Annotated in this window: 16 protein-coding genes; 1 reads left to right on the top strand and 15 read right to left on the bottom strand. The window is 38.4% G+C overall.

Annotation, left to right across the window (positions count from 1 at the left end; genetic code table 11):
- Positions 1-300: 300 nt before the first annotated feature.
- The 13 genes from ilvA to AC00Y6_RS10270 all read right to left on the bottom strand — a co-directional run bounded on the left by ilvA (position 301) and on the right by AC00Y6_RS10270 (position 15,680).
- Positions 301-1,569 carry a threonine ammonia-lyase IlvA gene (ilvA, locus tag AC00Y6_RS10330; RefSeq protein WP_474490544.1) on the bottom strand — a complete coding sequence of 423 codons (1,269 nt, stop codon included), beginning with the start codon at positions 1,567-1,569 and terminating at the stop codon, positions 301-303.
- On the bottom strand, positions 1,570-3,039 hold the full coding sequence (locus tag AC00Y6_RS10325) for an ATP-binding cassette domain-containing protein (protein ID WP_474490543.1): 1,470 nt from the start codon (positions 3,037-3,039) through the stop codon (positions 1,570-1,572).
- A gap of 50 nt (positions 3,040-3,089) precedes the next feature.
- Positions 3,090-4,571 carry a ketol-acid reductoisomerase gene (gene ilvC / locus AC00Y6_RS10320; RefSeq protein WP_474490542.1) on the bottom strand — a complete coding sequence of 494 codons (1,482 nt, stop codon included), beginning with the start codon at positions 4,569-4,571 and terminating at the stop codon, positions 3,090-3,092.
- A 107-nt stretch (positions 4,572-4,678) separates the two neighbouring features.
- Positions 4,679-5,269 carry an acetolactate synthase small subunit gene (ilvN, locus tag AC00Y6_RS10315; protein ID WP_474490541.1) on the bottom strand — a complete coding sequence of 197 codons (591 nt, stop codon included), beginning with the start codon at positions 5,267-5,269 and terminating at the stop codon, positions 4,679-4,681.
- Positions 5,270-5,279: 10 nt separating this feature from the next.
- The gene (ilvB, locus tag AC00Y6_RS10310) at positions 5,280-7,019 is read right to left on the bottom strand and encodes a biosynthetic-type acetolactate synthase large subunit (RefSeq protein WP_474490540.1); all 1,740 of its coding nucleotides are present in this window, start codon (positions 7,017-7,019) and stop codon (positions 5,280-5,282) included.
- Positions 7,020-7,042: 23 nt separating this feature from the next.
- A complete protein-coding gene (gene ilvD, locus AC00Y6_RS10305; protein WP_474490539.1) occupies positions 7,043-8,728 on the bottom strand; it encodes a dihydroxy-acid dehydratase in 1,686 nt (561 codons plus the stop codon).
- Positions 8,721-9,623 carry a branched-chain-amino-acid transaminase gene (gene ilvE, locus AC00Y6_RS10300; RefSeq protein ID WP_474490538.1) on the bottom strand — a complete coding sequence of 301 codons (903 nt, stop codon included), beginning with the start codon at positions 9,621-9,623 and terminating at the stop codon, positions 8,721-8,723. The genes ilvD and ilvE overlap by 8 nt, the downstream gene beginning before the upstream one ends.
- 479 nt (positions 9,624-10,102) lie before the next feature.
- Complete coding sequence (locus AC00Y6_RS10295) at positions 10,103-11,482, bottom strand: MFS transporter (RefSeq protein ID WP_474490537.1); 1,380 nt, start codon at positions 11,480-11,482, stop codon at positions 10,103-10,105.
- A 278-nt stretch (positions 11,483-11,760) separates the two neighbouring features.
- Complete coding sequence (locus tag AC00Y6_RS10290) at positions 11,761-12,180, bottom strand: hypothetical protein (protein ID WP_474490536.1); 420 nt, start codon at positions 12,178-12,180, stop codon at positions 11,761-11,763.
- 15 nt (positions 12,181-12,195) lie between these two features.
- Positions 12,196-12,831: a 16S rRNA (guanine(527)-N(7))-methyltransferase RsmG gene (gene rsmG, locus AC00Y6_RS10285; RefSeq protein WP_474490535.1), complete on the bottom strand. Its 636-nt coding sequence runs from the start codon at positions 12,829-12,831 to the stop codon at positions 12,196-12,198.
- 69 nt (positions 12,832-12,900) lie between these two features.
- On the bottom strand, positions 12,901-14,091 hold the full coding sequence (locus tag AC00Y6_RS10280; protein ID WP_474490534.1) for a pyridoxal phosphate-dependent aminotransferase: 1,191 nt from the start codon (positions 14,089-14,091) through the stop codon (positions 12,901-12,903).
- A gap of 232 nt (positions 14,092-14,323) precedes the next feature.
- Positions 14,324-14,977 carry a CoA transferase subunit B gene (locus tag AC00Y6_RS10275; protein WP_474490533.1) on the bottom strand — a complete coding sequence of 218 codons (654 nt, stop codon included), beginning with the start codon at positions 14,975-14,977 and terminating at the stop codon, positions 14,324-14,326.
- Positions 14,967-15,680: a CoA transferase subunit A gene (locus tag AC00Y6_RS10270; protein ID WP_474490532.1), complete on the bottom strand. Its 714-nt coding sequence runs from the start codon at positions 15,678-15,680 to the stop codon at positions 14,967-14,969. The genes AC00Y6_RS10275 and AC00Y6_RS10270 overlap by 11 nt, the downstream gene beginning before the upstream one ends.
- 518 nt (positions 15,681-16,198) lie before the next feature.
- On the opposite strand from AC00Y6_RS10270, the gene AC00Y6_RS10265 reads away from it, so the two are divergent.
- On the top strand, positions 16,199-16,666 hold the full coding sequence (locus AC00Y6_RS10265) for a hypothetical protein (RefSeq protein ID WP_474490531.1): 468 nt from the start codon (positions 16,199-16,201) through the stop codon (positions 16,664-16,666).
- A gap of 54 nt (positions 16,667-16,720) precedes the next feature.
- Here AC00Y6_RS10265 and AC00Y6_RS10260 read toward each other — a convergent pair whose 3' ends face one another.
- On the bottom strand, positions 16,721-17,191 hold the full coding sequence (locus tag AC00Y6_RS10260; protein ID WP_474490530.1) for a Dps family protein: 471 nt from the start codon (positions 17,189-17,191) through the stop codon (positions 16,721-16,723).
- A gap of 95 nt (positions 17,192-17,286) precedes the next feature.
- Complete coding sequence (locus AC00Y6_RS10255; protein WP_474490529.1) at positions 17,287-18,120, bottom strand: alpha/beta hydrolase family protein; 834 nt, start codon at positions 18,118-18,120, stop codon at positions 17,287-17,289.
- Positions 18,121-18,125 lie beyond the last annotated feature (5 nt).

The following is an 18,125-nucleotide window of genomic DNA, read 5'->3' as shown; positions in this document are numbered from 1 at the left end:
GATGACATTAGTTAGTACCTATTACACTTTACCAAGATAACGAATAAAATCATTACGCCTAACATAAGATTTTGTTAATTATTATTAATGTTTTTTGGGATTGTAAAACAGGCAAATTTCCATTTTTTATTAACAAAGTCTTATTTTTTTAAGTATTAATTTTCTTAAAATGTGAAAATCTGTAATCCTATATTAGTTTACATAATCATTAAATTCTTATCACCTCATGTATGGTAAGAACGAAAAACTCTACCTTTTGGCAGAGTTTTATTTTTTTAAATTTCGTTGATACTACAATGATTAGATTAGCATGTTCAGTACATCAGGATTGTCATTAAGATAAGATTCAAAATAACCGAGCTGCTGCATCCTGTTTCTCAAACCTTCAAAATCATTTGGATTGGAAAGCTCAATTCCGACAATTGCCAAAGCCGTTTCCCGCGAATTTTTCTTGGTATATTCAAAATGGGTAATATCGTCATTTTCGCCTAAAACATGCAGCACAAAATCTTTCAAAGCACCGGGACGTTGCGGAAATTTCACCATAAAATAATGCTTCAAACCATTATAGAGCAAAGCCCTCTCTTTAATCTCCTCCATCCTGGTAATATCATTATTACTTCCGCTAACAATGCAAACCACATTTTTACCTTTGATCTGGTTTCGATATTGCTCCAAAGCCGAAATGGACAAAGCCCCGGCAGGTTCAAGGACAATGGCTTCCCTATTGTAGAGTTGAAGAATGGTATCACAAACTTTGCCTTCGTCTACAGAAATGCAGTCCGAAAGCGCATTTTTACATATCTCAAACGTCAAATCACCGACTTTTTTTACCGCAGCACCGTCCACAAAACCATCAATTTCAGACAATTCCGTATTAATATTATTACCAATGGAAGTTTTCATCGAAGGTGCACCTTTGGGTTCAACACCAATTAATTGAGTCTCCTTAGACACCGATTTGAAAACCGTCGAAATGCCGGAAGCCAAACCACCGCCGCCAATGGGAATGAAAACAAAATCAATAGGATCGGTATTTTGCTCCAAAATTTCCAGTGCCAAAGTCGCCTGACCTTCGATAATCTGAGCATCATCGAAAGGATGGATAAAAGCCGCACCTGAAGTTTTTGCAAAATCAAAAGCCGCATTTTTTGATGCATCAAAAGTATCGCCTACCAGTTTGATTTCCACGAATTTACCACCAAACATTTCCACCTGCTCCAGTTTTTGCTTCGGCGTAGTCACAGGCATAAAAATGGTTCCTTTTATTTGGAGTTGTTTACAAGAAAAAGCTACGCCCTGAGCATGATTCCCGGCACTTGCACAGACAATCCCGTCTGATGTTTTGCCTTCGTTATAAAGGTTTTTGATCTTATTGTAAGCACCCCGCAATTTGTACGACCTCACCGGTTGCAAATCTTCCCTTTTAAGAAAAATATTGGCTCCAAATTTTTCTGACAACCTTGCGTTGTATTGCAAAGGCGTGTGATTCACGACATTTTCTATGCTTTTCCGGGCTGCTTTTACAGCTTCTAAAGTTGGAAATATCATCGTCTCATTCATCTTCATTTATATTACAGGTTCTTTGATTTTTGTTTTAATTATCATCATTCCGTTTTCCAGAACAAGTTTGTGGCTGAGTTTTTTGGGCAATTGGGATTCAAAATGGCCGACGTAAATCAACGACTGTCCCTGGCTTGCCAAATCATCAATCACCTGATTGAAATATTGTGTTTGCTCGTTGTCCATTCCCTGGCAAGGTTCATCCAAAATCAGAAGTTTTGGTTTTTTAATCAATGTTCTGGCGAGTAAAGCCAAACGTTGTTTTCCCAAAGCAAGCGTACTCAATTTTTTGTTTTTATCTTCTTTTAAATCGAAGAAATAAATCAATTGTTCCAACTGTTGCTGCTGGTCAAAACTCAGTTTCTGATACAAACTCATCGAGTCAAAAAAACCGGAAGCAATGGTTTGCCCAACATTCGCATTCATATCAAAATACCAATGTAATTCGGGCGAAATCATTCCGATTTTTTCTTTGATGTCCCAAATACTTTCGCCACTTCCCCGCTTTTGCCCAAACAAATAAATTTGATTGGCGTAAGCCTGCGGATGGTCACCATTCAGTAAACTTAACAAGGTAGATTTTCCCGAACCGTTGTGTCCTTGCAACAACCATTGTTCACCGGAACCGACTTGCCAATCGATGTTTTTCAGGACTTGCTTTTCACCGTAAGAAATATTGATATTTTCTAATTTGATGAGGCTTTCCTGTTCATTTTCCTGATTATTCTTAAGGAAAAAAGGAAGCGGTTTTGGAATCCTTTTTTCACCTTTAGAAAAGTCTTTCGGGGAATTTCGATGAACTAATTTTCCGTTTTCTATCTCTACAAAATATTGAACACTTTCAGGAAATTCGTCATCATTATTGATTAAAATCAACGTTACATTTTCTTTAATTAAATCATCAAAAGCCTGGTTCAAAAACTGTCTTGATTTTACATCCAGACCTGTGTAAGGCTGGTCTATAACCAAAACCTGAGGTTTTAGCCAAAGTGCTTTTAGTAATTGTAACTTCTTGTGTTCGCCACTTGATAATTCTATTAATTGCTGATTTTTAAAATTTTCAAATCCAAAAGGTTCCAAATACGATGCTAAAATTTCAAAATCGAGATGGTTTTCTTTCCCGAAATGATTCAGTTCTGTAAAAACAGTGGCCGTATCGTTTTTGGCCAATTGGTTGTACCGCTGTTGGTAATAAAAATTTTTGTCACCTTCCAGATTACTGAACTGAAACCAGTTGGAAACATACAAAACCTTCTTTGGCAATTCTGAATTTTCATCAAAATTAACATCAACCTGCCCTTCAAAATTTTTAATTTCTCCTGAAATGATTTTTGCTAAAGTTGTTTTTCCGCTTCCACTCAATCCACCTAACATCCAGCATTCCGCAGAGGATATTTCCCAGTTGAAATCTTTCAATATAACTTGGTTGCCATATTGAAAGTTGAGATTTGAAATTTGGATGATTGGAGTTGACATTTTTATATTTTAGAAAGCTTCAAGATTTTTAAAACCTTGAAGCTTTATTTTTAAACAGTTTTGATAGACTTCATCGCGGTCATAGCCTGACGCAGTTTTTTGCCGACAATCTCTACAGGATGATTTCTCAAAACATCGTTAACATAGACCAATTGGGCGTTGTCCACCGAAGCATTTATGCCTTCGTTAAAGTCGTTCCCCACCAAATCAGTATCAACAGACTTCATAAAACCCGCCAACAAAGGTTTGCAAGCTTGGTCGAAAAGATAACAGCCGTATTCTGCGGTGTCGGAAATCACACGATTCATCTCGAACAGTTTTTTTCTGGCGATAGTATTAGCAATCAAAGGTGTTTCGTGCAGTGACTCGTAATAAGCAGATTCCGGTTTGATCCCGGCTTCAACCATCGTTTCGAAAGCCAATTCAACACCAGCTCTGATGAACGCCGACATCAAAAGGTAATTGTCAAAATATTCCTGTTCATCGATTTTCACATCGCCCGCCGGTGTTTTCTCGAAAGCGGTTTCACCTGTTTCTGCTCGCCATTTCAATAAATTGGCGTCGCCGTTTGCCCAATCTTCCATCATTGTTTTTGAGAATTCACCAGAGATAATATCATCCTGATGTTTTTGGAAAAGCGGACGCATAATGTCTTTTAATTCTTCTGACAATTCGAAAGCTTTAAGTTTTGCAGGATTCGAAAGTCTGTCCAACATTCCGCTCACACCGCCATGTTTCAAAGCTTCAGTAATCACCTCAACACCATACTGAACCAATTTGGAAGCGTACCCAGGATCAATGCCTTTCTCTACCATTTTGTCAAAGGAAAGGATAGAACCCGTCTGCAACAATCCGCACAAAATGGTCTGCTCGCCCATCAAATCAGACTTAACTTCTGCCACGAATGAGGATTTTAAAACACCAGCTTTGTGACCGCCGGTACCTGCACAATAGGCCTTGGCTTCTGCCCAGCCTTTGCCCTGGGGATCATTTTCGGGATGAACGGCAATCAAAGTCGGAACACCGAAACCACGCAGATATTCGGCACGAACTTCGGAGCCAGGACATTTTGGAGCAACCATAATTACAGTAATATCAGGACGAATCTGCATCCCTTCTTCCACAATATTGAAACCATGAGAATAAGACAACGTCGCACCTTGTTTCATCAAAGGCTGAACCGCATTAATCACAGAAGTATGCTGCTTATCGGGCGTTAAATTGATAACCAAATCCGCTGTTGGAATTAGTTCTTCATAAGTTCCGACTTTGAAATTATTTTCGGTTGCGTTTTTCCACGAATCTCTCTTTTGGTCGATTGCTTCCTGACGCAATGCGTAAGAAACATCCAATCCGCTGTCGCGAAGATTAAGACCTTGATTAAGGCCCTGGGCGCCACAACCTACGATTACAATTTTCTTTCCCTTCAACGCAGAAACGCCATCAGAAAACTCTGAGCTGTCCATAAATTCTGCTTGTCCAAGCTGATGCAACTGGTCTCTGAGCGATAAGGTATTGAAATAATTTGCCATAATTTTTTGTAAAAAGTAAAAAGTATTGCGTATCAAGTAATGAGAATTACTGGAACTACTTTTTTTGATTAATATTTTTGATTTTTAAATTTTGATTTATAGGAAAATTACATGGTGAAAACGTCGTCGCGTTTGTCGAGATATTCGTTTTCTATAAGTTCTGGTGAAGGTTCCCTTTTTTCAAATTCGAGGACTTTGTCGTGGATGCCTCGGCTGTTTTTGATAATGGCTATTCTTGCACCTCTCACAAATTCGATAAGTCCATATTTTGTTAACTCTTCGGTCAGCCTGTCGATTTCTTCACGATGCCCTGCTGTTTCGAAAACGATATAATCTTCCCGAATAACAACCGTAGATGCACCATATTGACGAAGCAACCTTTCTACATAAACTTTTTCTGTCACTACTTTTGTCGGCACTTTGTAAAGCGCTTGTTCCTGCCATACAATCTCGTTATCTGTATTGAAGTAGGCTTTCATGATGTCGATTTGCTTTTCCAATTGGCGGCAAAGTTTTTTGACCACTTCTTCGATCTCGTTAATAACAATCGTGAATCTATGAATACCTTCAACCTCTGACGGCGATGTATTCATACTCTCGATATTGATTTTTCTCCGCGAAAAAATCCCTGAAATCCTGCCGATTAACCCAACCGAGTTTTCTGTATATAATGTGATGGTAAATTCTTGTTTTTCCATTGTTATGATTTTATTTAAGTCTGATCTCTGAAACCGATGTACCCTGTGCAACCATTGGAAAAACATTATTTTCTTTCCCAACCATTACTTCCAGAAGATAAGCACCATCGTGACTGATCATTGTTTCCAAGGCTGTTTTAAGATCTTTTCTTTCTGATATTTTTTGTCCATCGATATAATAAGCCTTTGCTAACGCCACAAAATCCGGACTTGTGATGTTTACAAAAGAATAACGTCTGTCGTGGAACAACTGTTGCCATTGTCTTACCATTCCAAGGAATTCATTATTGAGAATCAGAATTTTAACTTTAGCGCCGAACTGCATGATCGTTCCCAATTCCTGCAACGTCATTTGAAATCCGCCATCGCCGATAATGGCAACAACAGTTTTTTCAGGTGCGCCATACCAAGCTCCTATCGCCGCTGGCAAACCAAACCCCATTGTTCCTAAACCACCCGATGTGACGCTGGATTTAGAATGATTGAATTGGGCATATCTACAAGCCACCATCTGGTGCTGACCAACATCGGTTGTGATAATCGCATCACCATTGGTCAGTTCATTTAGGACTTTAATCACTTCCCCCATCGTCATAATGTCGGTTGTGGGATTCAGTTCATTATGGATGACTTCTTTAACTTCTTCTTTTTCCAACTCACGGAATTTCTCCAGCCAAGCTGAATGGTCATTCTCTTTCAATAAAGCGGTTAAAAGTGGAAGTGTTTTTTTGCAATTGCCCCAAACCGGAACGGTGGTTTTCACATTTTTATCAATTTCAGCCGGGTCAATATCAAGGTGGATAACTTTTGCCTGTTTCGCATATTTGTCCAAACGGCCAGTCACGCGGTCATCGAAACGCATTCCCACTGCAATCAAAACATCGCATTCATTAGTCATTACGTTCGGTGCATAATTGCCGTGCATTCCCAACATCCCGACGTGCAATTTGTGACTGGTAGGCAAAGCACTCAATCCCATCACAGTAGCTCCTGCAGGAAGGCTAGCTTTCTCAATAAAAGCTTTGAATTCTTCTTCCGCTTTGCCCAAAATTACGCCTTGCCCAAAAAGCACAAACGGTTTTTTGGCCTGATTAATGAGTTCTGCAGCCTGCTGGATATATTCATTTCTGATTTCCGGTTCGGGTCGGTAACTTCTGATATGATTACATTTTTTATAACCTGAATATTCAAATAATTGTAACTGCGCATTTTTTGTAATATCAATCAAAACCGGACCAGGACGACCAGTGCTTGCAATATGAAACGCCTTGGCAATTGCTTCCGGGATTTCTGTGGCGTCGGTTACCTGATAATTCCATTTGGTGACAGGTGTTGTAATATTAATCACATCCGTTTCCTGAAAAGCATCCGTTCCCAAAAGTGAGGCAAACACTTGACCTGTAATGCAGACAATCGGATTACTGTCTATCATCGCATCTGCCAAACCTGTCACCAAATTGGTGGCACCGGGACCGCTGGTTGCAAACACAACGCCTGTCTTCCCCGAAGTTCTTGCAAATCCCTGTGCAGCGTGAATAGCACCCTGCTCGTGACGAACCAAGATATGTTTCAACTTGTCCGAATAATCGTACAAAGCATCATAAATTGGCATAATCGCTCCTCCTGGATAGCCAAAAACCGTATGAACATCTTCCTGCAACAAAGCTTCTAAAACCGCTTTTGAACCCGAGATTTCAACAGCCTTCTGCTGTTCAGAATCTTTATTTTCTTTTATTTCAAGCGTACTCATAATATTCAAATTTGCTTTTTTCATTATAAATCGGTTACACACCCTTGTGATGCATCTGCCACACATTTGGCATATTTGTATAAAACACCGCTTTTCACTTTATATTCTGGTTGTTGGAACTCGGCTTTTCTTTTGGTAATTTCTTCGTCTGACAACAATGCATTGATGGTGTTTTTTTCAGCATCCAACTCTATCACATCGCCATCTTTTATTAAGCCAATTAATCCTCCTGCAAAAGCCTCCGGCGTGATATGACCAACGACAAAACCGTGCGTTCCTCCTGAAAATCTTCCGTCCGTAATCAATGCTACATTTTTTCCTAGACCAGAACCCATCAAAGCGGAAGTAGGCTTCAACATTTCCGGCATTCCGGGAGCGCCTTTTGGCCCTTCATTTTTGATGACAACCACATTTCCTTCCTTAATTTTTTTATCTTCAATGCCTTTGATGAATTCTTTTTCTCCATCAAAAACAATCGCCGTTCCTTTGAAATAACTGCCTTCTTTCCCCGTGATCTTAGCCACAGAACCTTTCTCCGCAAGGTTTCCGTACATAATTCTGATGTGACCCGTTTCTTTGATAGGGTTTTTGATATCGTGAATGATATTTTGTTGTCTGTCAATAATTGAGGTGACGTGTTCTAGATTTTCAGCAATCGTTTTTCCTGTAACTGTTAAACAATCGCCGTGGAGCAAGCCTAAATCCAACAAATACTTCATCACCGCCGGAACGCCGCCTACTTTGTGAAGGTCTTCCATCAGGTATTTTCCACTCGGTTTAAGGTCGGCTAAAAATGGAGTTTCATCACTAATTCGCTGGAAATCGTCCAATGTCAAATCGTATCCGATAGATTTTGCGATCGCAATAAAATGGAGAACTGCATTGGTACTTCCGCCTAAAATCATAATCAACCTTAAAGCATTTTCGAAAGCTTTTGGCGTCAATATATCGGATGGTTTGATGTCTTTCTCGAGAAGAATTTTCACATAATGACCTGCAAAACGGCATTCTTCTTTTTTCTCTTTGCTTAATGCCGGATAAGAAGAGGAATAAGGCAAACTCATTCCCAAAGCTTCGATTGCTGAAGCCATTGTATTGGCCGTGTACATTCCGCCACACGCCCCTGCGCTTGGACAAGAATTTTGAATTACGCCTTGGAAATCTTCCTCAGAAATTTTGCCTGCCAATTTATTTCCCAAAGCTTCGAATGCCGAAACGATGTTCAAATCTTCGCCTTTGTAATGTCCCGGTGCAATACTGCCACCATAAACCATTATCGAAGGGCGATCAAGACGAGCCATCGCAATCAAAGAACCCGGCATATTTTTGTCACAACCCGGCACGGTAATCAACCCGTCATAATATTGTCCTGCGCAAACGGCTTCGATAGAATCTGCAATAATATCACGACTTACAAGAGAATAACGCATCCCATCGGTGCCGTTGGTCATCCCATCGCTGATTCCGATAGTATGGAACATTAATCCAACCAAATTCTGTTCTTTTACTCCTTTTTTGACAATTTCAGCCAAACCGTTCAGGTGCATATTACAGGTATTTCCGTCGTAGCCCATACTTGCGATTCCAATCTGAGCTTTGTCAAAATCTTCCTTTTGAAAACCAATCCCGTAAAACATCGCCTGGGTCGCAGGCTGAGTCGGGTCTTTTGTAAGTGTCTTGGAATATTTGTTCAGTTCTACGTTACACATATTGCAGTTTGGATTTCAGGTATGAATAATCTTCTTCTAACACGAGATGGCGATAAGCAGTTTGAATTTTGGCTGATAAACTGTCTTCCCAATTCAATTTAAAAGGAATGTTATCAAGGGAATCCAAGGCTACAATTTCGGCCGCCGTTCCACAGAAAAATCCGGCATCTGTACCTTGCATATCTTCAGGTTTGAAGAATTTTTCTTGGTAAGGGATTCCAAGATTATCGCAAATTTCAAAAACGGTTGCTCTAGTAATCCCAGGCAGGATACTGCCTTTTGCCGGAGTAAACAGTTTGCCGTCTTTTTCATAAAAAATATTGGCACCGGAACTTTCTGCCACATTTCCTTCTGCATCTAAGACCAAAGCTTCATCAAAACCTTTGTCTTTCGCTTCCTGACAGGCTAAAATTGAGTTAACATAATGACCGCTCACTTTAGCTTCGACTTTGAAAGCTTTTGGATTTGGGCGCTCAAATGACGATGTCATAATCCTCATTTTATTGGCGAGGTAACCATTATCCCAATTCCAAACCTCGATGGCCAAATAACTTTTTTGCCCTTTTGACAGAGCCATATTAGGAGAACAAATGACAATCGGACGAATGTAAGCATTGGTTAAATTATTAATTTCCAACAATTTGTAAGTGGCATCAATCATCTCATCAGTGGAATAATCGAAAGGTATCATCATGGTTTCAGCTGATTTCCTTAATCTGTCATAATGCTCTTTTGCCTTGAAGATCTTTGTCCCCTTATCTGTCTGATAAGATTTTATGCCCTCAAACACAGCATAACCGTAGTGCAGAGACTGGCCGTATAAATCGGTTTTCGCATCTTTTGCTTTCACATATTCCCCTTCAAAAAAGAGAAAACTGTCGTCATTGTAATACATTTTGTATTGATTTTTTATTTGTTTCTGATATTTTTAAAATAAAAAAACCATTCTCGAGATGAGAATGGTCTGTATTATTTTGAATCAAATATTATCACAAGCCATTACTCACCACCGGAATCCGATAATGACAAGAATGACAAGAATAATAATTGATTGATTCATTTGCTTGATTGAATGGTACAAATGTAAAAACTTTATTATTATAAACAAGCCATTTTGTTATTTTTTTGACAAAAATACCTTTATTAATGTATGAAAAACACAGATAATACAGCTTACAATACGATATTCATCAAAACCAAAAACAATCATAAAGAACTGATTGTCAAAGTTTGAACGGTGTTATAATTACGATGTCTAAATTATATATGCTAGATGAGATTTTGTACCTTTAAATATGCAAATAAAAAATTCCATCAAATATTTGATGGAATTATCCTTTAATCCAATGAATTTTTAGTAAAAATTTCTTACGCTTAAAAATGAACCTGTTGGATTTCTTCCTCAATTTCCATAGGAGTTTCATCCTCTGATTTGATGAAAACCATTGTGACGACTGCGCCAATCAACATACAAATACCACCAACCACAACATAGTCAATCGCCATTTTTCCAAAAATATGAGATACAATTGGTCCACCAAAAATGCCATTGATAATTTGAGGAATTACAATGAAGAAATTGAAAATCCCCATATAAACACCCATTTTCCTCTGCGGAATGACTTCAATCAGCATCGCATAAGGCATTGCCAAGATACTTGCCCAGGCAAATCCCAATCCTATCATCGAAATCCACAGTAATGATGTATCTCTGATAAAATACATCGAAATCAGTCCTAAACCGCCAGCTAATAAAGCCAGTGCGTGCGTTTGTTTCTTGCCTAAAAATTTGGCAATGGGTGTTAATAAAAATGCAAACGGAATCGCCCAAAGATTATACATTCCAAATAATTTTCCCGTCAAATCCCCAGCGTTATTGAACGCTGCTGAATGGGTATCTTCTGGAGACAATCCAAAATGATGTGTCGCCAAGGCACTTGTGGTGAAAACCCACATCGTAAACAAAGCAAACCAGGAAAAGAACTGAACAATACCCAATCTTTTCATCTGAGTTGGGATGTTTTTGAAATCTTTAAAAATATCTGAGAATTTGGAAGGTTCTGCTATTTCTTTTCCATCTTCAAAAGCGGCAAATTCCTCTGGTGAATATTCTTTGGTGGTGAAAATCGTATAAAGAATGGTCAGAATCAAAAATCCTGCGCCCACATAAAAAGAAAAGATCACATTATCTGCTACAAAACCTTCCGGTGCAACATTTGAAATTCCTAATTTGGTTAACCAGTCTGGAAGGTAGGAACCTATAACGGCGCCGACTCCAATTAAAATCGTTTGTACAGAAAAACCAATTGTCCCCTGATGTTTCGGCAACATATCCCCCACCAAAGCGCGGAACGGTTCCATTGCAACGTTGATAGAAGCATCCATCATCGCTAGGAAAATCACCGCCAATAATAATACATTAGCAGCAATAAGATGAGTAACAGAAGCGGCATTTGGCAATAAAACTAATCCGATCGCACACAAAACAGCACCAATCAAAAAGTAGGGTTTCCTCCTTCCCAAGGGACTCCAGGTGTTGTCTCCCATATGCCCGATAATGGGCTGAACGATTAAGCCTGTAATTGGCGCCACGAGCCAAAACCAGGATAATTCGTGAACATCTGCACCCAGATTTGCCAAAATTCTGCTGGCATTACCGTTTTGTAAACCAAATGCCATCTGGATTCCCAAAAAGCCCATACTCATATTGATTATCTGAGCCATGGAAAGATTGGGTTTTATTTTTTTTGTCATAAAACTCTTACAATTAATTAATTACAAATATCTATTTTCAGTTTGAAAAGTTGTTTAAGATAGTAAACAAATTCAAAGAAAATCACAAAATAGCATCAATTAACCTAAAGACTATTTATTATTGACAAATTAATTGAATGATGTCGTTTTTTAAGTATAATTAATATTAATTGTAATGACAAAAATTATAGCCCCGATTGCAGTGAAAATCCTTTTTGCGAGAGGCCATGCCGAGCAAAAAGATTGCAACGGAAAGCGGGAATTAGCTCCTAAATAAACTATTCTACTATAATCTTTTTCTCCAAAAAGGTATCTTCCCCGGCGGAACCTTTGCCTGTAAAAAATTTGAAAGTAAAAGTTCCTTTCCGGGTTGGGGCAAAGTTGACACGGCTGCCATCCACATAAGTTCCACTGCCACAAGCGGCATTGCTTTTATAAGCAATATTGGCTAAAATACGCACGGAATCATTAGTTTGACGGTAGTCTTGTGAGTACAGCCCCTCGCAACCTTTGGTAAATGTAGAGTACATTTTGATTTCTTGAGTACTGCCCAAAACCATTTTGCCTTGACCAATTTCAACACTATCAATTTTGGTGGCAAAAACATTTTTAATCTCCTCATAATCATCATGATTATTACAAGAGATAGATAATAACGAGAATACTATCGCTGGTAAAATAATGACTGCTTTTTTCATCTTGATTTTATTTTTTTAATTACTAAAGTTACCTTTTGATAAATACACTACTTTTTTGGTATCAAAAAACTCACCATCAAAGTAGCTTTTCAGATTAAAAATTTCACATTTGAGTCCGGCAAGTTCCTCAGCCAAATCGCCGCCTTTGAGATAAAGCACTCCATTATGCTTCGGGTTGAATTGCTCTTTTTCAAATTTGCCCCTCAACCACGTGAGGAAAACCGGCATCTGGGTAACGGCGCGGCTGACCACAAAATGGAATTTCTCTTTCAGCTGCTCTGCCCGCATGTGATGCGCGGTAACATTTTTCAGGCCAAGGCTTTCTGCAACGCCTTTTACCACAGTGATTTTCTTACCGATACTGTCTACCAAGGTAAACTGAACATTGGGGAAAAGAATTGCCAGCGGAATACCGGGGAAACCACCACCTGTACCGATGTCCAGCACTTTTGTCCCATCTGCGAAATCCATCACTTTTGCAATTCCTAAAGAATGGAGAATATGTTTCTCATAAAGGCTGTCTGTATCTTTTCTCGAGATGACATTGATCTTCTCATTCCATTCTTTGTAAAGTGGTTCCAAAGCTGCAAACTGTTTTTGCTGCGTATCGGTAATATCAGGGAAATATTTTAAAATTAAATCTGATGCCATTTGGCGTAGTATACAAAGGTTTTTATAATTATTTGATGATGATTTTGACTAATCTAAATCTAAATCAATCTAAAACTGATCCAACACATTTTTAATTCTGGTCATGGCTTCCGTCAGTTCCTGCTCAGATGCTGCGTATGAAAAACGGATACACTCCGGACTCCCGAAACTTACGCCGCCTACGCAACCTACATGGGCATTTTCTAGCAAGAACATGGCAAAATCATCGGCATCTTTGATCTCGGTGCCATTAAGTGTTTTACCTATATAGTAAGAAATATCAGGGAAAATGTAGAACGCGCTTTTTGGCAAATTACATTTGAATCCTTTGATGTCTTTCATCAGCCCGTAAACCAGATCCCTTCTTTTATGGAATTCGGAAATCATGTACTGGAGTTCCTGCGGATCCATCTTCAGTGCCGTGATAGAAGCTCTCTGAGCCACCGTATTAGCGCCACTTGTCATCTGTCCCTGAACCTTGTCACAAGCTTTTGCCAGCCATTCGGGGCAAGCCGAGTAGCCAATCCTCCACCCTGTCATTGCAAAGGCTTTACTCATCCCGTTGATTACCGCAGTCTGCTCATATACCTGTGGGAAACTCGCTATTGAAACATGCTCGCCGCCATAGTTGATAAATTCATAGATTTCATCAGAAATGATGGTGATGTCTGGATATTTTGCAATCACATTAGCGATGGCCTCCAACTCTTCCCCTGTGTAATAACTGCCCGAAGGATTACATGGCGAACTGTAAAGCAACGCCTTGGTTTTAGGTGTAATAGCTTTTTCCAGTTGTTCTGCCGTAATCTTAAAATCATTGTCGATGGAAGTTTCTATAAACACCGAAGTCCCGCCTACCAACTTTACCATCTCATCATAGCTTACCCAATATGGCGCAGGAAGAATCACCTCGTCTCCATGATTAACAATGGCCGCCAATACATTGATGATAGATTGTTTTGCACCATTGGAAACGCAAATTTGAGTCGGTTTGTAATCCAGGTTATTATCTCTTTTGAGCTTGTCTGCGACGGCTTGTCTAAGTTCTAAAAAACCTGGAACCGGAGAGTAATGACTGTAATTTTCGTTGATTGCATCGAAGGCTGCCTGCTTTATTTTTTGCGGCACATCAAAGTCGGGCTCACCTAGAGTAAGGCTGATGACATCGATACCGGATGCTTTCATGTCACGAACTTTATTGCTCATTACGAAGGTTTGGGAATAACTCAGTCTGTTCAGTCGGTCAGAAATTTTGCTCATATTTTCTACAATTGGATTTAATTCACAAATATAGCCGTTTAAATTGTAAATGAAAAAATTAACGGCCATTCAGACGCGATTGTTGCACGTTTTTTTCTCAAATATGTAAATTATGGGTAATTACGATAGAACGTCTTGGACTCGCAGCATGACGGAGTAGATTTCATTTATTTTGAAGTTCAATCAAAAACAGCTACAAAAATTGCAGCTGTTCTAATCCATTATCTTTTTATTAAAAAGTCATCTCAGGCACTTCCCTATCAATGATGAGTTGAGCCTCTGTCGCTCTAATAATATCTTCAACTGTAACTCCTGGAGCTCTCTCTAGAAGCCTGATCCCGGAAGGTGTAACTTCCATAACGGCGAGCTCTGTCACGATTTTTTTGACACAATTAACACCAGTTAACGGCAATGTACAGTTCTTCAGGATTTTTGATTCACCAGCTTTGTTAACATGCATCATGGCGACAATAATGTTTTCAGCAGAGGCTACCAGATCCATCGCGCCACCCATGCCTTTCACCATCTTACCCGGGATTTTCCAGTTGGCAATATCTCCTTTTTCGGATACTTCCATAGCGCCCAAAATGGTGAGATCTACTTTCTGACTCCTGATCATCCCAAAACTAAACGCAGAATCAAAGAACGAACCACCCGGAAGAATGGTGATGGTCTGTTTGCCGGCGTTGATAAGATCGGTATCTTCTTCGCCTTCAAAAGGGAAAGGCCCCATGCCCAACACGCCGTTCTCACTCTGAAATTCTACCGAAATATCATCCGGGACATAATTGGCTACCAAAGTGGGAATCCCGATGCCCAAGTTGACGTACATGCCGTCTTTAACTTCCCGTGATATACGTTTTGCAATTTGTTCTTTAGTCAGCATGGTTTTGGTGTTTTCTGGTGGTACGTTGTTCTATTCTTTTCTCATAGTGGTTGCCCTGGAAAATCCGCTGAACCATAATCCCCGGTATGTGAATCTGATTGGGATCCAGTTCACCTGGCGCTACCAGCTCTTCCACTTCGGCAATCGTTATTTTGCCGGCTCCGGCCATTGGATGATTGAAGTTGCGTGCCGACGCTTTGAAAATTAAATTGCCAGCATAATCACCTTTCCATGCTTTAACAATAGAAAAATCCGCGTTAAAAGCATGCTCCAAAATATGAGGTTTATCATTAAAATACTGGACTTCTTTGCCTTCTGCAACTTCGGTTCCGTAACCTGCAGGTGTAAAAAATGCCGGAATTCCTGCCTGCGCTGCCCTGCATTTTTCGGCTAAGGTTCCTTGTGGCGTTAGTTCCACTTCCAACTCTCCGGAAAGCATTTGACGTTCGAATTCAGCATTCTCGCCAACATAGGAAGAGATCATTTTTTTGATTTGCTTTTTATGAAGTAGTAGGCCAAGCCCAAAATCATCCACACCTGCGTTGTTGGAAATGCAGGTGAGTTGATTAATATTTTTATTCACCAATTCCGCAATGCAGTTTTCCGGAATACCGCAAAGACCAAAGCCTCCTATCATTAATGTCATACCACTTTCTATGTCTTTTGCTGCTTCTGCTGCGTTTTTCACACGTTTATCAATCATAAAAGTTATCCCTTTTGTTTGTTTATAAATATAAAAAAATAGATGTATATTAAAATTGAATTTATCTTAATTTGTGACAAAAGCTTGTTACATAATATTATGGTGTCAAAAATTTCATTAGATAAAACAATAATTATTAATCACTTTAAAATCTCTAAATTTTTTATTGAAAAGTAAAATTTCACCAATTAACATGTTTTTTAGTGAAAATTATGCATAATAACGTAGAGTATTAAATGGAAAAGATAATAAATATTTCAAATAATATTTCATTTTTTAAAATTACCACCAAATATTCTATTTGTAAAAACTAGGCATAATAGTTAAAAAATTATGTAGTAAAGTAATACATCCATCAATTTGTTATGCTAAACGGCGTCATTAGTTCCAAAAGTTAAAATTTTATTCTTTTGATGATGTTATGAAGATAAATAAAAAAGGGTTTTCTATTTTTTGATGAAAAAGATTTGTATATCAAGTTTACATTAACTTAATTTGTAATCAATACACATATGAAAATGAAAAAAATATTTATTCTTACCGGGTTAGTCTCTGCACCCTTTCTTTTTTCGCAGGGTTACTCCGCTATTAATGATCTTCTAGAGCAGATTGAGGCCAAGCACAAAAAGATGGTTGACGCTTCATCTTATACGATTAATAATAAGAAATTTGTATTGATAGAAGATTTCCATGATCATAGTGAGCGGCATATTTTAGAATTTAACGCCGACAATACATTGACCATGATTGAACTGATTGATGATAAAGAGACCGGCAAATCTTATTCAAATATATTTACAGGAGACTTTGTACGTAAAAAAAATGCAGTATCCATAAGGGCTGACCTGCTCGAAGGTAAAAAAATTGTTCGCCCTATCGTCTATAATCTATATATTATGAAAGCCAAGGACATCTGGTACCTCATTGATATCAACAGTAAAAAGCGATGGATAGAAAACAATAATATCATTAAAAGAAAACCTTAAAAAAGGCTGCCCACAAAGGCAGCCTTTCTATTTTGTAAATCAAATGTAGGATGATTATTTCAAATGAGATCTTAGCATCCATGCTGTTTTCTCATGTTTTTCCATTAATGAGGTAAGAAAATCGCTGGTGCCGAAATCGTAATCTTCCTCGATTTTATCGATGTTTTCCCTCAAGAAAATAATAATCGCCTCGTGATCAGATAAAAGATCCTTGATAAAACTAATACTATCATTTTTATCCACACGTTCTTCTGTAAGATGTGTTAATTCCAGATAATCTTTAAGAGTTGCGGGCGCAAAATGACCAATTTGTCTGATTCTTTCTGCCACGTCATCAATGTAAGTTTCTAACTCGTGATATAGAGTTTCAAAATACAAGTGTACGGTGTGGAAATCCGGTCCCTGAACGTTCCAGTGCGCGTTTCTTGTTTTGGCATACAATACAAATTCATCTGCTAAAAGAGATGATAAAACTTCTGCTATAGATTCTGCTTTTTTAGGTTCTAACCCGATTTGTGCTTTCATAATTTATAATATTTGTTGAGTTGTTAATCACAAAAATTAAACCAAACCACCAATCAAATATTACTATATCTTAACACATTCATTTAATAAAACTATCAGGAATTTTTGTTTAAGAAATTTATCATTTTTTCTACGGCAGTTGTAAGGCAGAAGGGTAAAGAATGATCTTTCCAAGGTTCTTTTGCGCCAAATGTGTGATTGGCATTCTTGATAATTTGAATCTCAGAACCATGCGTCCAATGGTTAAGATTTTCAGAATGTTGTATTGGAACAGATTCGTCCGCATCGCCATGGATAAACAATGCAGGAATTGTAAGTTTACGGCAGGCTTGCTTTACATCAAACCTATTTTTATGGTTTTCAAAATCTTTGTAAAACTGAAAATAATGAGGCATTTGTTGTTTCGTTCGGGCATTTTCTACATAGTAAACGCCATTGTTTTTCCAGTTCTCAAAAGTTTCACCTTTTGGAAACCTATCCAATGTAGAAACACTAGCAAGCGTAATTAATTTTGAAATTGATTTATTTTCCGAAGCTTTGATAATAGAAATGCCACCACCTCTACTATGACCAAGCAGAATAATTTGGCTAGAATCCACTTCTTTTTGATTTTTGAAATGATTAATAACCACTTCCAAATCATCCAGTTCTTTGGAATAATTATTTTCTCCAAACGCTTCTAAATCTGCAAAATAATCTGGATTTTCCAAAGTAGTTCCGTTATGCGAAAAATTGAATTTAACAAAGTAAAAATCGGCTTTTGCCAACTTCTCGCCCATCATTTCCCAAGCGCCCCAATCTTTATAACCTTTGTAGCCATGAACAAAAATAATCAGCGGTAATTTCATGCCAGATTTAGGGAAAATAGCATCTGCTAAAAATTCTTTGGAACTTTTCAGAATGATATTGTTATGTTTAATCAAAGCCATAAATC

This window comes from Epilithonimonas sp., assembly GCF_056329745.1.
This window is presented reverse-complemented; position numbering and strand designations above follow the sequence as displayed.

What these genes read in the sequence shown, in the direction of transcription:
- ilvC (WP_474490542.1), bottom strand. Translation starts at nt 4,571, where the DNA reads ATGGCAAATTATTTCAATACCTTATCGCTCAGAGACCAGTTGCATCAG.
- ilvB (WP_474490540.1), bottom strand. Translation starts at nt 7,019, where the DNA reads ATGAGTACGCTTGAAATAAAAGAAAATAAAGATTCTGAACAGCAGAAG.
- AC00Y6_RS10295 (WP_474490537.1), bottom strand. Translation starts at nt 11,482, where the DNA reads ATGACAAAAAAAATAAAACCCAATCTTTCCATGGCTCAGATAATCAAT.
- AC00Y6_RS10255 (WP_474490529.1), bottom strand. Translation starts at nt 18,120, where the DNA reads ATGGCTTTGATTAAACATAACAATATCATTCTGAAAAGTTCCAAAGAA.
- rsmG (WP_474490535.1), bottom strand. Translation starts at nt 12,831, where the DNA reads ATGGCATCAGATTTAATTTTAAAATATTTCCCTGATATTACCGATACG.
- AC00Y6_RS10270 (WP_474490532.1), bottom strand. Translation starts at nt 15,680, where the DNA reads ATGATTGATAAACGTGTGAAAAACGCAGCAGAAGCAGCAAAAGACATA.
- AC00Y6_RS10325 (WP_474490543.1), bottom strand. Translation starts at nt 3,039, where the DNA reads ATGTCAACTCCAATCATCCAAATTTCAAATCTCAACTTTCAATATGGC.
- AC00Y6_RS10275 (WP_474490533.1), bottom strand. Translation starts at nt 14,977, where the DNA reads ATGCTGACTAAAGAACAAATTGCAAAACGTATATCACGGGAAGTTAAA.
- ilvD (WP_474490539.1), bottom strand. Translation starts at nt 8,728, where the DNA reads ATGTGTAACGTAGAACTGAACAAATATTCCAAGACACTTACAAAAGAC.
- AC00Y6_RS10260 (WP_474490530.1), bottom strand. Translation starts at nt 17,191, where the DNA reads ATGAAAGCACAAATCGGGTTAGAACCTAAAAAAGCAGAATCTATAGCA.
- ilvN (WP_474490541.1), bottom strand. Translation starts at nt 5,269, where the DNA reads ATGGAAAAACAAGAATTTACCATCACATTATATACAGAAAACTCGGTT.
- AC00Y6_RS10290 (WP_474490536.1), bottom strand. Translation starts at nt 12,180, where the DNA reads ATGAAAAAAGCAGTCATTATTTTACCAGCGATAGTATTCTCGTTATTA.
- ilvA (WP_474490544.1), bottom strand. Translation starts at nt 1,569, where the DNA reads ATGAAGATGAATGAGACGATGATATTTCCAACTTTAGAAGCTGTAAAA.
- AC00Y6_RS10265 (WP_474490531.1), top strand. Translation starts at nt 16,199, where the DNA reads ATGAAAAAAATATTTATTCTTACCGGGTTAGTCTCTGCACCCTTTCTT.
- AC00Y6_RS10280 (WP_474490534.1), bottom strand. Translation starts at nt 14,091, where the DNA reads ATGAGCAAAATTTCTGACCGACTGAACAGACTGAGTTATTCCCAAACC.
- ilvE (WP_474490538.1), bottom strand. Translation starts at nt 9,623, where the DNA reads ATGTATTACAATGACGACAGTTTTCTCTTTTTTGAAGGGGAATATGTG.